At 70.2% G+C, this 13,263-nt stretch carries 14 protein-coding genes; 7 read left to right on the top strand and 7 right to left on the bottom strand.

Translation table 11 applies throughout. The features are described from left to right. Window positions 1–6 precede the first annotated feature (6 nt). The 5 genes from qcrC to AB4Y83_RS14435 all read left to right on the top strand — a co-directional run bounded on the left by qcrC (window position 7) and on the right by AB4Y83_RS14435 (window position 4,903). Entirely contained in the window at window positions 7–816 is an 810-nt protein-coding gene (qcrC, locus tag AB4Y83_RS14455) for a cytochrome bc1 complex diheme cytochrome c subunit (RefSeq protein WP_442275911.1), read from the top strand. A gap of 49 nt (window positions 817–865) precedes the next feature. After that, entirely contained in the window at window positions 866–1,975 is a 1,110-nt protein-coding gene (gene qcrA / locus AB4Y83_RS14450) for a cytochrome bc1 complex Rieske iron-sulfur subunit (protein WP_056781123.1), read from the top strand. Continuing rightward, window positions 1,972–3,735, top strand: a complete 1,764-nt coding sequence (gene qcrB / locus AB4Y83_RS14445) for a cytochrome bc1 complex cytochrome b subunit (protein WP_442297308.1) — start codon at window positions 1,972–1,974, stop codon at window positions 3,733–3,735. The genes qcrA and qcrB overlap by 4 nt, the downstream gene beginning before the upstream one ends. A 175-nt stretch (window positions 3,736–3,910) precedes the next feature. After that, window positions 3,911–4,540 (top strand): DUF2231 domain-containing protein, encoded by a 630-nt coding sequence (locus AB4Y83_RS14440; protein WP_442297307.1) that lies wholly within the window; start codon window positions 3,911–3,913, stop codon window positions 4,538–4,540. 12 nt (window positions 4,541–4,552) lie between these two features. Then, window positions 4,553–4,903, top strand: coding sequence for a metallopeptidase family protein (locus tag AB4Y83_RS14435; protein WP_442275908.1), 351 nt, complete (start codon window positions 4,553–4,555; stop codon window positions 4,901–4,903). Window positions 4,904–5,372: 469 nt separating this feature from the next. Here AB4Y83_RS14435 and AB4Y83_RS14430 read toward each other — a convergent pair whose 3' ends face one another. Genes AB4Y83_RS14430 through ctaC form a run of 3 tightly spaced genes read right to left on the bottom strand, consistent with a single transcriptional unit; the run spans window position 5,373 to window position 8,484 of the window. Continuing rightward, window positions 5,373–5,774, bottom strand: coding sequence for a cytochrome c oxidase subunit 4 (locus tag AB4Y83_RS14430; RefSeq protein ID WP_056781137.1), 402 nt, complete (start codon window positions 5,772–5,774; stop codon window positions 5,373–5,375). 5 nt (window positions 5,775–5,779) lie between these two features. Further along, complete coding sequence (ctaD, locus tag AB4Y83_RS14425; RefSeq protein ID WP_442275999.1) at window positions 5,780–7,507, bottom strand: aa3-type cytochrome oxidase subunit I; 1,728 nt, start codon at window positions 7,505–7,507, stop codon at window positions 5,780–5,782. Window positions 7,508–7,548: 41 nt separating this feature from the next. After that, window positions 7,549–8,484 (bottom strand): aa3-type cytochrome oxidase subunit II, encoded by a 936-nt coding sequence (gene ctaC / locus AB4Y83_RS14420; RefSeq protein ID WP_442275907.1) that lies wholly within the window; start codon window positions 8,482–8,484, stop codon window positions 7,549–7,551. Between the two features lie 204 nt (window positions 8,485–8,688). Here ctaC and AB4Y83_RS14415 point away from each other — a divergent pair, with 204 nt between their 5' ends. Then, complete coding sequence (locus AB4Y83_RS14415; RefSeq protein WP_442297306.1) at window positions 8,689–9,927, top strand: cysteine desulfurase family protein; 1,239 nt, start codon at window positions 8,689–8,691, stop codon at window positions 9,925–9,927. Continuing rightward, complete coding sequence (locus tag AB4Y83_RS14410) at window positions 9,924–10,181, top strand: sulfurtransferase TusA family protein (protein ID WP_056781144.1); 258 nt, start codon at window positions 9,924–9,926, stop codon at window positions 10,179–10,181. The genes AB4Y83_RS14415 and AB4Y83_RS14410 overlap by 4 nt, the downstream gene beginning before the upstream one ends. Here AB4Y83_RS14410 and aat read toward each other — a convergent pair. From aat to AB4Y83_RS14390, 4 genes are all read right to left on the bottom strand, one after another. Further along, window positions 10,150–10,824 carry a leucyl/phenylalanyl-tRNA--protein transferase gene (aat, locus tag AB4Y83_RS14405; RefSeq protein WP_442275905.1) on the bottom strand — a complete coding sequence of 225 codons (675 nt, stop codon included), beginning with the start codon at window positions 10,822–10,824 and terminating at the stop codon, window positions 10,150–10,152. The two genes, AB4Y83_RS14410 and aat, sit on opposite strands and share 32 nt — an antisense overlap. 76 nt (window positions 10,825–10,900) lie before the next feature. Beyond that, window positions 10,901–11,887 carry a carbohydrate kinase family protein gene (locus tag AB4Y83_RS14400; protein ID WP_442297305.1) on the bottom strand — a complete coding sequence of 329 codons (987 nt, stop codon included), beginning with the start codon at window positions 11,885–11,887 and terminating at the stop codon, window positions 10,901–10,903. A 164-nt stretch (window positions 11,888–12,051) separates the two neighbouring features. Then, a complete protein-coding gene (gene erpA / locus AB4Y83_RS14395; protein WP_020145450.1) occupies window positions 12,052–12,429 on the bottom strand; it encodes an iron-sulfur cluster insertion protein ErpA in 378 nt (125 codons plus the stop codon). 129 nt (window positions 12,430–12,558) lie between these two features. Then, a partial coding sequence (locus tag AB4Y83_RS14390; protein ID WP_442297304.1) for a glycerate kinase occupies window positions 12,559–13,263 on the bottom strand: 705 nt, incomplete at its 5' end.

Raw genomic sequence — 13,263 nt, 5'->3', positions numbered from 1 at the left:
CCCACAGTGAACGCCTTGGCCGCCCGACGCCGACACCCCGCCGCGATCGCGGTGCTGCTGCTGCTCGGCCTCCTCGTGACCGGCGGCGCCTACTCCTTCCTGGCCCCCAAGGACGCCAACGCGTCGGCTCCCACGGCGGCCGCCGACGACGTCGCCCACGGCAAGGACCTCTTCATCGCCAACTGCGCCACCTGCCACGGCGTCGGTGCCCAGGGCACGAAGTCCGGCCCGTCGCTCGTCGGCGTGGGCGCCGCCTCGGTCGACTTCCAGGTCGGCACCGGACGTATGCCGCTCGCCGGCCCGAACGTCCAGGCGCCCCAGAACAAGGTGAAGTTCGACGACGCCCAGATCTCCGCCCTCGCGGCCTACGTCGCCTCGCTCGGCCCCGGCCCGGCGATCCCGGAGGAGAAGTACACGACGGTCATCGAGCCCGGCACGCCGGAGAACAACAAGGCCATCGCCGAAGGTGGCCAGATCTTCCGCGTCAACTGCGCGATGTGCCACAACTTCGCCGGTGCGGGCGGCGCCCTGACCCGCGGCAAGTACGCCCCGGCGCTCGAGGGCACCACACCGAAGCACATCTACGAGGCAATGGTGACCGGGCCGCAGTCGATGCCGGTCTTCAACGACATGAACCTCACGCCCGAGGCGAAGCAGAAGGTCATCTCCTACCTCAAGGCGCAGGAGAACGAGACGAACGTCGGCGGCCTCACGCTGGGCAACCTCGGCCCGGTGTCCGAGGGGCTCTTCGCGTGGGTGTTCGCGCTCGGCATCCTCATCGGCTGCGCCGTCTGGCTCGGCAAGAAGGCAGCATGAGCCCGCGCTGCATCGCCTCGATCACGAACGACGACAGGACCACGACCCGATGAACGAGAACGACACCACGGACCACGGGACCAGCACGTCCCTCGTCCCGGCGTCCGACGCCGGAACCGAGCGACTCCCGGCGTCGCTGATCAGAGGGGTGGACCAGTTCGAGAACCCCGGTCTGCCGGCACACGTGCACCGCGCCGCCGACGACGACCCCGCGGCGGCCAAGCGCGCCGAGCGCCAGGTCGCGACGATGTTCGGTCTGTCGATGCTCGCCACGCTCGTCTTCCTGGTCAGCTACTTCGCCATCCCCGACGAGGCGACCTTCTTCTTCCCCGGTATCGGCATCGCCAAGACCCAGAACGTCGTGCTCGGCCTGTCGCTCGGCTTCGCCATCTTCCTCATCGGCATCGGCGCCGTGCACTGGGCCAAGACGCTGATGTCCGACGAGGAGATCGTCGAGGAGCGCCACGAGCAGGCCTCGACGACCGAGCAGCGCGCCAAGGCCGTCGCCGTCGTCAACGAGGGCGTCGCGTCGACGCAGCTCAACCGCCGTCCGCTCCTGAAGTACTCCCTCGGTGGGGCGCTCGGCCTCTTCGCCCTCCCCCTCGGCCTGCAGGTCGCCGGCTCGCTCGGCCCGACCAACGTCGAGGAGCTCAAGCACACCATCTGGGACCCGAAGGACAACGGCGGCAAGCCGATCCGGCTCATGCGCGACCCGGAGATGACGCCGATCCGCTTCGACGAGGTCACGTCCGGCTCGGTCTTCCACGTGATGCCCGAGACGCTCCAGAAGTACATCGACGAGGGCAAGCACGTCCTCGAGGCCAAGGCCAAGGCGGCGGTCATCCTGATCCGCCTCGACCCCGACCTGATCAAGGTGCAGAAGGCCAAGGACTGGGGCGTCGACGGCGTCGTCGCCTACTCCAAGATCTGCACCCACGTGGGCTGCGCGGTCGGCCTGTACGAGCAGCAGACGCACCACCTGCTCTGCCCGTGCCACCAGTCGACCTTCGACCTCACCGAGGACTGCGCCGTCATCTTCGGCCCGGCCAAGCGGCCGCTGCCGCAACTCAAGATCACCGTCGACGACGCGGGCTACCTCGTCGCCCCCGCAGGCTTTGCAGAGCCCGTGGGACCGAGCTTCTGGGAGCGTGCGCGATGAGCACCATCAACGAGACTCGTCCCGCGGACGCACTCCGCGCCGGCGACCGCCAGGCCGACGAGCGCGCGTCCGCCACCAAGCCGCTCGGCGGCATCGCCGGCTGGATGGACGACCGCCTCGGCGGTGCGAAGGGTGTCTCCTTCCTCGCCAAGAAGGTCTTCCCCGACCACTGGTCGTTCATGCTCGGCGAGATCGCGATGTACTCGATGATCGTCTGCCTGCTGACCGGTGCGTTCCTCACCTTCTGGTTCGTGCCCAGCGCCAGCCAGGTCGTCTACGACGGCTCCTACGTCCCGCTGCAGGGCGTGACGATGTCGGACGCCTACCGTTCGACGCTCGGGATCTCCTTCGACATCCGCGGCGGTCTGCTCATCCGTCAGATCCACCACTGGGCCGCCCTGATCTTCGTCGTGTCGGTCTTCGTCCACATGGCGCGCGTCTTCTTCACCGGCGCGTTCCGCAAGCCGCGTGAGATCAACTGGGTCTTCGGCACCATCCTGTCGCTGCTCGCGTGCATCGAGGGCTTCGCGGGCTACTCGCTCCCCGACGACCTGCTCTCGGGCACCGGCATCCGCGCCATGAACGGCTTCATCCAGTCGGCGCCGGTCATCGGCTCCTACCTGTCGTACTTCATCTTCGGCGGCGCGTTCCCCGGAGAGGCGATCATCCCGCGCCTCTACTCGGCGCACGTGCTGCTCATCCCGGCCATCCTCGTGGGCCTCTTCACGGCGCACATCCTGCTCGTCTTCCTGCACAAGCACACGCAGTTCCCCGGACCGGGCCGCACCAACAAGAACGTCGTCGGCTACCCGCTCCTGCCGGTGTACATCGCCAAGGCCGGTGGCTTCTTCTTCATCGTCTTCGGCGTCATCGCCCTCATCTCGGCGGTCGTGACGATCAACCCGATCTGGGCCTACGGTCCGTACGACCCCTCCCCCATCACCGCGGGCTCCCAGCCCGACTGGTACATGGGCTTCGCCGACGGTGCGCTGCGACTGCTGCCCGGCTTCCTCGAGTTCGAGACGTTCGGCTTCACGTGGAGCATGAACATCTTCCCGGGCTCGCTCATCCTGCTGCCGCTCATGTGGACGATCATCGGCGTCTACCCCTTCGTCGAGTCGTGGGTGACCGGTGACAAGCGCGAGCACCACCTGCTCGACCGCCCGCGCAACGCGCCGACGCGCACCGCCATCGGCATCGCCGGCATCTCGATGTACGTCGTGCTCTTCCTCGCTGCCGGCAACGACCTCATGGCGATCAAGCTGCACCTGTCGATCAACGACATCACGCAGACGCTGCGCGTGCTCTTCTTCGTCGCGCCGCCGGTCGCCTTCTGGATCACCAAGCGCATCTGCCTCAGCCTGCAGCGCGCCGACCGCCAGAAGGTCCTCCACGGTCGTGAGACGGGCACCATCTGGCGGCACGCCGACGGTCGCTTCGAGGAGATCCACGCTCCGCTCACCCCCGACGAGCGCTGGGCCCTGGTCCAGCACGAGTCCCACGAGCCGCTCGAGCTCACAGCGGGCAAGGACGCCAACGGCGTCGACAGCCCCATCGCCGGCAAGGAGCGCCTCCGGGCGAAGTTCTCGAACCTCTACTTCCGCGACCGCGTCGCCCCGGCCACCCCGTCCGAGCTCGAGGCGGCCCACCACGAGCACGAGGACCACGCGGCCGCGCCCGAGGGCGGACACGAGGCCATCGAGCCCGCAGGGGCCGGCCAGGAGCGCGAGACGATCAAGGCCGACAAGCAGCACGGCTGACGCCTGGTCGCCTCCGGCGACAGCCACACGAGAGGGATCTCCCGGTGCGGGAGGTCCCTCTCGGCGYCCGGCGACGCACCGTGACCCGAGATGTCGGTTATGAGAACTTTGTGAGATGTCGTCTAGAGCATCTGGGCACGGCCGCACCCCCGTCCCCCAACGACAGGCAGGTTCCATGCTCGACACGATCTTCGGCCTCCCCGTCCATCCCCTCATCGTCCACGCGACGACCGTCGTCGTTCCGGCCGCCGCCGTCACGGTGCTGCTCTGCGCCGTGTGGCCGCGCTTCCGTCGGTGGGCCGCCTGGATGCCGCTCGCGCTGTCCGTCCTCGCGGTGGTGCTCACTCCCCTGTCGACCGAGTCGGGTGAGTACCTCGAACGACACTTGGAGCACAGCGACCTCATCGAGACACACTCACAGCTCGCCGAGGGTTTGCTTCCCTGGGTCATCGGACTCGCCGCCGCGGCGGTCCTGCTCTTCGTCGTGGCCCGCGGGGAGCGTCGGGCCGTGCCCACCGTCGCGCCGAGCGACTCGGCCGCCGACCCGACCGAGGAGACGCCCGCCCGCACCTCGCTCGTGCCGCGCTGCTCCTCGTCGCCGGCGCGGTCGTCGGCCTCGTGGCGGCCCTCGGGACGACCGTGCAGGTCGTGCGCATCGGCCACAGCGGCGCGCAGGCCGCCTGGTCCGACTCCGTGTCCCAGACCCCGGCGCCGGCCGGCGGGGACGACGGCAACTGAGGACGCGGCCRTGGTCCGCGCAGCAGCGGGCCACGGCCACCCCTCGAGGCCGTTCGGCCCCGCGTGACAGACTCGGCCCATGCACCTGTCCGAGGCCGAGTTCGAGGAGGCGGTCGGGGACGCCCTCGACTCGATCCCCGAGGAGCTCGCCCGCGCGATGGACAACGTCGTCGTCCTCGTCGAGCAGGAGCCCCCGCCCGATGATCCCGACCTGCTCGGCGTCTACGACGGGACCCCGCTGACCGAGCGGGACGGCTGGTGGGACGCTGGCTCGCTCCCTGACCGCATCACGATCTTCCAGGGCCCCCTGGAGCGGATGTGCGACACCGCGGCCACCCTGCGCGAGGAGATCGCCATCACCGTCGTGCACGAGGTGGCCCACCACTTCGGCATCGACGACGACCATCTCCACGAGCTGGGCTGGGGCTGAGCTCCCGCACCGGGCTACGTGACGGGGGTCCACCGTCGGGCCCCCGTCGGGCCATAGCGCGGCCACGGCGCGGCCACCTGCGGCGTGGCCGTGGGCGCGCGACGTCTCGCACGCGGGACAGTTTGTCCGGTCCACCCCGAGCGCCCCTTGTCGTCGCAGCCTGCCGGGGATACCGTCGAGGAACCGTTCAACCGATCGGATGGAGGTGCGTCAGATGTTCTCTCCCACACGATCGCACTGCGAGCCGCTCGGACCGTGAAGGTCAGGGTCGGATCGAAGGGGAAGGCCACGGCCTTCCCCTTCGCGCTGTCCGGACCCGGGGGCCCCGTCGGCAGGGTCGGGCGATGACGTCCTCACCGCAGCACGTCGTACGGCCGGCGTGGGGGCTCTCGTGGGCCCGACGAGCTCCGGCCGACCACGTCGCAGGGCCCCGGTCGACGACCGGGGCCCTGCGACGTCAGGCTCGAGATCAGATGGAGTACTCGCCCGAGAAGGACTCGAAGACCCACAGGCACACGGCGACGACCGCGAAGACGGCGCCGATGATGAAGAGCCACCAGCCGATCGCGAGGCCGGCGAACATGATGGCGCCGGAGCCGGCGAGCCACAGCGGCGTCCAGGAGCTCGCGACGAAGTAGCCGTAGTTGCCCTCGGCGTCCTCGATCTCACCGGCGGCATTGTCCTCGGGGCGCAGCGGCAGCTTCTTGCCGGTCATCCAGAGGTAGAAGCCGGTGAGCGCGAACAGCAGTGCGGTGAGGATCAGCGCCGTGACGCCGATCGGCTCCTCCCACTTGGACCAGAAGCCGTACATGAGCACGACGGGGACGAAGAAGACGAACAGGTAGAGGAAGAGCTTGGTCTCGACGCGCATCGGGATCAGTCCTCACGCTTCTGGGTGCTGGCGGTGGCCTTCTCGGATCCGGCCACGTCGGCCGGGCCCATGACCTGGACGAGGGTGCCCTGGTCGGCGACAGGCGCGACACCCGTTGCGGACTCGGGGTGGTGCAGGTCGAACGCGGGGCGCTCGGACCGGATGCGAGGCAGCGACGTGAAGTTGTGGCGGGGCGGCGGGCACGAGGTGGCCCACTCGAGCGACGCGCCGTAGCCCCACGGGTCATCGGACTCGACGAGCGGCGCCGTGCGCCACGTCTTCCAGACGTTGTAGACGAACGGGATCATCGAGGCACCGAGCAGGAACGCGCCCAAGCTCGAGACGATGTTCGCGAGCTGGAAGCCCTCTTCCGGCAGGTAGTCGGCGTAGCGACGGGCCATGCCCTCGACACCGAGCCAGTGCTGGATGAGGAACGTCATGTGGAAGCCGATGAAGAGCATCCAGAAGTGGATCTTGCCGAGCGTCTCGTCGAGCATCCGACCGGTGAGCTTGGGCCACCAGAAGTAGTAGCCGGCGAACATCGCGAACACCACCGTGCCGAAGACGGTGTAGTGGAAGTGCGCGACGACGAAGTAGCTGTCGGACAGGTGGAAGTCGAGCGCCGGGCTGGACAGGATGATGCCGGTCAGACCGCCGAAGAGGAACGTGACGAGGAAGCCCATCGCCCACAGCATCGGCGTGGCCATGACGACCTTGCCTCCCCACATGGTGCCGATCCAGTTGAAGAACTTCACGCCGGTCGGCACGGCGATGAGCATCGTCATGACCGCGAAGAACGGGAGGAGCACCTGTCCGGTGACGTACATGTGGTGCGCCCAGACGCTCGCCGACAGGGCCGCGATGGCGATCGTGGCGAAGACGAGGGTCTTGTAGCCGAAGATCGGCTTGCGCGAGAAGACCGGCAGGACCTCGCTGATGATGCCGAAGAACGGCAGCGCGATGATGTAGACCTCTGGGTGCCCGAAGAACCAGAACAGGTGCTGCCAGAGCATGGCCCCACCGTTCTCGGCGTCGAAGATGTGCATCCCGAAGCGCCGGTCACCGCCGAGGGCGAAGAGGGCAGCCGCGAGAATCGGGAACACGAGGATCGCGAGCAGCGAGGTGATGAGCACGGTCCACGTGAAGATCGGCATCCGGAACATCGTCATGCCGGGCGCGCGGAGACAGATGATCGTCGTGATGAAGTTGACGGCACCGAGGATCGTGCCGAAACCTGCGAGCGCGAGACCGAAGACCCACAGGTCACCGCCGACGCCGGGCGAGTAGCTGACGTCGGACAGCGGCGCGTAGGCGAACCAGCCGAACGCGGCAGCACCCTGGGGCGTCAGGAAGCCGATGGACGCGATGAGGCCACCGAAGAGGTAGAGCCAGTACGCGAACATGTTGAGGCGCGGGAACGCGACGTCGGGCGCACCGATCTGCAGCGGCATGACGGCGTTGGCGAAGCCGGCGAAGAGCGGCGTGGCGAAGAGCAGCAGCATGATCGTGCCGTGCATCGTGAAGAGCTGGTTGTACTGCTCGGGGTTGTCCACGATCTGCAGGCCGGGGGCCATGAGCTCGGCGCGGATGAGCAGCGCCATGAGGCCGCCGAGCAGGAAGAAGATGAACGACGTGATGAAGTAGAGGTTGCCGATGACCTTGTGGTCGGTCGTCGTCACCCACTTGACGAAGGTCTGGCCCTTGGCCATGCGCGGGCGGGCCGCGGTCGTCATGTTCGGGGCCTGCGCCTCACGGTTGTACGTTGCGGAGGTCATCAGTTGCTCCCAGTGCGAGCCGGTGCGGGGATCTTGTCGATGTCGGCCTGGACCATCTTCTCGCGGCTCACGTCGACGGGGATGAGGCCCTCCTGGCCGATGGCCTTGAGGTGGGCCATCTCCTGGTCGTACTCGGCCTGCGGGACGACCTTGACCATGAAGAGCATCTGCGAGTGGTAGGCGCCGCAGAGCTCGGCGCACTTGCCCTGGAACGTGCCGACCTGCGTGGGTGTCAGCTGGAACTTGTTCGTCTTGCCCGGGAGCATGTCCATCTTCATCATGAACGCCGGCACCCAGAAGCTGTGGATGACGTCGCGGGCGTTGAGGACGAACTCGACGCGCTTGTTGACCGGCAGGTAGAGCACGGGCATCTGCGCGCGCTTGCCCTCGGTGCCGTCGAGCTCGGTGTGGACTCCCGTCTCGTGGACGTTCGAGTCGACGTAGTTGAAGTCCCAGCTCCACTGCTTCGCGACGACGCTGACCGTGAGGTCCTTCTTCGTGCTCGTGTCGACGAGCCTGGCCTCGTCACGCGCGGTGTAGTAGAAGAAGACGGCCACCATGAAGACGGGGATGACCGTGTAGAGCATCTCCATCGGCACGTTGTAGCGCAGTTGGACGGGAAGCGTCTCGTCGCCCTTGCGCTTGCGGAAGCGGATGGCGGCGTAGAGCATCAGGCCCCACGTGAGGGCCCCCACCAGGAGGACGGCGATCCAGCTGCCGATCCACAGGTCGGTGACCCGCTGGCCGCTGTCGGAGACCACCGGGGGCAGGTATCCGTTGGACACCTTTCCCTGGCAACCGCTGAGGGCCAGTGCGGCGAGGCCGGCGATCCCGGCGAGGCGCAGCCCGGTGCGTCGCCGCCCGGTCTCCCCCACCACCCTCGTCACCACCGGCGTTGCCGCTGGGGTGTCTTCGTGCTCAGGCACCAGGTGCACCTTTCGTTCCGTACGTGGGCGCGCAGGGCGCGCGTCGAACGTGTTCACGTCAAACCGTCTGGGCACCAAGGCCCACGGCGCAACCCTACCGTCCCTCTTGTCACGCTGTCCGCAGGGGGCGGCTAACGTTGCGGAGTGGTCAGTCACGATCCGGGCACGAACGTTGGACCCCGTCCGTCCGCCCCTTCCGGAGGCTCCCAGCGGGTGTCCGGCGGGCTCCCGGACGACCGTCAGCACGACCGCGAGCCGGCACCGGTGCCGACGCCCGGGCCGACCCGGTCACCGGGCGTGCGGCGGCTGCTCGACGCCTCGTCAGGCCCGCTCCACCCCGTCGCACGCGACACCCTGCAGGCCGCGGTCGAGATCGGCTGGGCCGACCCGGCCCGGCTGCACGCCGAGGGGCGCCGGGCCCGGGCCCTGCTCGACCGCTCCCGCGAGATCGTCGCCGCCGGTCTGGGGGTGCGACCCACCGAGGTGAGCTTCCTGCCCAGCGGGCCGACCGCGCTGGCCCGGGCCGTCGACGGGGTGGCGTATGCCGCCCGCCGGCGTGGGGCGCGCACCGTGGCCTCCGCGGTGGAGCACTCCGCCGTCCTCGTCCCCGGACGGGCCCGAGCGGCCGCGGCCGACGACGCGTCCCTGTTCGCGGAGGTCGCCGTCGACCCCCTGGGGCGGCTCGACCTCGACGCGTGGCGGAGCGCCCTCGCGGTCCCCGGCACCGTCGTGGCGGCGTTGCAGAGCGCCAACGGCGAGGTGGGCACACGCCAGCCTCTCGGGGCGGCCCGTGATGCCGCCGCGGCCCATCGCACACCCCTCGTCGTCGACGCCACGGCGTCCCTCGGACGCGACGACGTGCCTGCGGACTGGGACGTCCTCGTCGGTGACGCACGGTCGTGGGGCGGACCACCGCTCGGTGTGCTCGTCGTCCGCGAGGGCGTGCGCTGGCACTGGTCCGAGGCCCGCGCCGACGTCGAGCACAGCCGTGCGGACGTCACGCCGTGGGTGCCGCTGGCCCTCGCCGCGGCCGAGGCGTGGCAGCAGACGACGGCCACTCGTGCCGCGGACACGCAGGTGACGCGCGCGCTCGTCGACGACATCCGGCGCGCCGCCTCCGTGGTGCCCGACACCGAGGTCGTCGGCGATCCGGAAGACCGGCTCCCCCACGTCGTCACCTTCTCCAGCCTCTACGTCGACGGGGAGGCCGTCGTCGGCGCCTTCGACGCTGCCGGCTTCGCGGTGGCGAGCGGGTCGGCCTGCACGTCGAGCACGCTGGAGCCGAGCCACGTGCTCGCGGCGATGGGGGTCCTGACCCACGGCAACGTGCGCGTCACCCTGCCCCTGCCCGCGGTCTCCCCGTCTCTCGCCGACGACGTCAGCGTCTTCACGGCCGCCCTCGCCCCGACCGTCCGCGCCGTGCGCGACCAGCTCGGGGTCGGTGACCTGTGACCGACGACCCGTCCGTCGTCGACGCGCGCGGCGAACGCTGCCCCCTGCCCGTCATCCGCCTCGCCCGCCTCGTCCGCGACCGGCCGGACCTCGCGACCGTCACGGTCCTGGCGACCGACCCGGCCGCCGCCCACGACGTCCCGGCCTGGTGCCGGATGCGGGGCCACCGCTTCGTCGAGGCGCGTGCGGAGGGCGACCACACGGCATACCTCGTCGAGGTGGTCAGGCCCAGCGGGCCGGGAGCGGCGCGTTGAGCACGGTCGGCAGGATCGCGAGGTACTCGTCGCGCGGGACCTCGCGCACGCCGAGCGTGGCCAGGTGCGGCGTCTGCCACTGGACGTCGACGAGGCGGCGGGGGTCCCCGTCGGCGATGAGCAGGTCGCGCAGACCGACGAGGGCGACCTTCGAGGCGTCACGCTCGTGGTGGAACATCGACTCGCCCGCGAACAGGCCGCCGATGGCGACGCCGTAGAGGCCGCCGACGAGCTCGCCGTCCTGCCACGTCTCGACCGAGTGGGCCCACCCGGCGTCGTGGAGCTCGACGTAGGCGTCGACGATCTCGGGGGTGATCCAGCGACCGTCCCGGTCCGGCGCCGCGCAGGCCTCGACGACCGCGCGGAAGTCGGAGTCGACGCGCACCTCGAACCGGGCCACGGCCTTGCGCAGCGACCGGCTGACGCGCAGCTCGCGCGGCCGCAGGATGCCGCGGGGGTCCGGTGACCACCACCCGATCGGCTCGGCGCCGTGGTCGCCGATCCCCATGGGGAACACACCGACGGAGTAGGCCTCGAAGAGGGTCGCGACGTCGAGGTCGGCGCCGATGCCGATGAGGTCCTCGCCCGGGGGGACGCGGTCGAGCGCGAAGTCCCAGGGGGTGGACGGCGGCGGCGTGGGCACTGACGGGCTCCGGCTCTCGTGGGGGTGGGCTGCTCAGCGGCTCGCGATGACCGTCAGCGCCGGGCCGGCGGCGGCGTCATGGCCGTGGACAGGTGATGTGGGGCCCGATCTCGTCGGCGGACTCGGCACCGTAGGCCTCGGCGAGCCGCTCGAGGAAGCGCTCCTTGCCCAGGGCGTACTCCTGGGTGCCGACCGTCTCGATGACGTAGGTGGCGAGCATCGAGCCGAGCTCGGCGCAGCGGCGGACCGGCAGACCGGCTGCGAGACCGGTGAGGTAGCCGGCCCGGAAGGCGTCGCCGACGCCGGTCGGGTCGGCCTTGCGCACCTCGCGGGCGATCCCCACCTCGACGGGCTCCTCGCCGCGCACGCGGACGGTGACGCCGTCCTTGCCGCGGGTCTTGACCTGCACCCGGACGCGGTCGGCGAGCTCGTCCTCGCTCCAGCCGGTCTTCTGGCAGGCGAGGTGGCTCTCGTACTCGTTGGTGAAGAGGTACTCGGCCCCGTCGATGAGGCGTGCGATGGTCGGCCCGTCGCAGAACGCGAGCTGCTGCGAGGGGTCGGCCGCGAACGGGATGCCGCGCGAGCGGCACTCGTCCGAATGGCGCAGCATCGCCTCCGGGTCGTTGGCGCCCACGACGACGAGGTCGAGGCCGCCGACCCGCTGGGCGACCGGCGCGAGCTCGATGTCGCGCGCCTCGGTCATGGCCCCCGCGTAGAACGTCGCGATCTGGGCCATGTCGCGGTCGGTCGTGCAGATGAAGCGCGCCGTGTGCTGGGACGCGGAGTAGTGCACCGCGCCGCAGTCGACGCCGTGGCGCTCGAGCCAGCTGCGGTAGTCGGTGAAGTCCTCGCCGACCGCGCCGACGAGCAGCGGACGCTGACCGAGGTTGGCCATGCCGAACGCGATGTTCGCGGCGACCCCGCCCCGGCGGACCTGCAGGTCCGAGGTGAGGAACGACAGGGAGATCTTGTCGAGCTGCTCGACGACGAGCGAGTCGGCGAAGAGTCCGTCGAAGGTCATGAGGTGGTCGGTGGCGATGGAACCGGTGATGGCGATCTGCACAGCACGAACCTACCCGGGATCGCTGCCCCACCGACGCCGGCCCGACGCCGGCCCGACGCCGGCTCGACGCCGCCCCGATGACGGCCCGGTGACGGCGAAGGGCCCGACCGTGACGGTCGGGCCCTTCGGACGTGCGGTGCGGCGTGCGCCGTGGCGCGGGCGGCTCAGCTGAAGGAGTCGCCGCAGGCGCAGCTGCTGCCCGCGTTGGGGTTGTCGATGGTGAAGCCCTGCTTCTCGATGGTGTCGGCGAAGTCGATCGTGGCGCCCTCGAGGTAGGGGGAGCTCATGCGGTCGACGACGACCTCGACACCGTCGAAGTCGCGGACGAGGTCACCGTCGAGGCTGCGCTCGTCGAAGTAGAGCTGGTAGATCAGGCCCGAGCATCCGCCGGGCTGGACACCGACGCGCAGGCGGAGGTCGTCACGACCCTCCTGCTCGAGCAGGCTCTTGACCTTCGTGGCCGCGACGTCCGTCAGGACGACACCGTGGGCGGGAGCCTCGGTCTGAACCTCGGCGGGAGATGCGTTCGTCTCGACACTCATGTGTTGGTCCTTCACGTCGTGGAGCATGGGTCGGAAGAGAGAACCCATGCCGCGCCGGATGTGTTCCCGACGTCTCCAAGGATACGTCGCCCCCCACCCGAATCGTGCATCCTCCCCCCGTCCGGCGGCTCAGGATGTGGACGGCGACCAGGTGCGCGCGACGCGTGCCGTGCGGTCCGCGAGGCGCGCGGCGGGCTCGGCGAGGGCGGCGGCGACCTGGTCGGGACGCTCCGCCACGGCATACACCCCGGAGAGGCCGGCCGTCATGGCCTCCCGCCGGCCGACGAGCGACTGACCGGGGACGGCGATGACCGGCACACCGACGCGCGCGGCCGCCTCGGCGACGCCGACGACGACCTTCCCGCGCAGCGACTGCCAGTCGAAGCTGCCCTCGCCCGTGACGACGAGGTCGGCGGAGGCCACGAGGTCGACGAACCCGACGGCGTCGAGCACCGCCTCGACCCCGGACACGCGGCGCGCACCGAGCAGGTGCAGGGCGTAGCCGAGCCCACCTGCTGCTCCGGCTCCGGGTTCGCGCTCCGGCTTGAGGAGGGTGCCGGTCAGCAGGTCCCTGGCCGGCGGCCGAACCCGGGCCAYGACACTCGCGAAGTGGCCCAGCGCGTTCTCCAGCCGTTGGGCGTCCTCCTCGGACGCGCCCTTCTGGGGGCCGAAGACCGCGCTCGCCCCCTTGAGGCCGAGCAGCGGCGAGTCGACGTCGCTGGCGATGACGAGGTCGACGCCCCGCAGCCGGTCGCGCGCGGCGTCCAGGCCGGCGACGTCGTCGGGCGTCGCGGCGGCGAGCGCCAGCCCGCCGTGCCCGAGGCTGCCCGAGGC

The organism is Terrabacter sp. RAF57 (assembly GCF_052113925.1).
Lineage (GTDB): Bacteria > Actinomycetota > Actinomycetes > Actinomycetales > Dermatophilaceae > Terrabacter.
The sequence above is the reverse complement of the archived record's forward strand: the minus strand, read 5'-3'. Positions and strand labels throughout refer to the sequence as shown.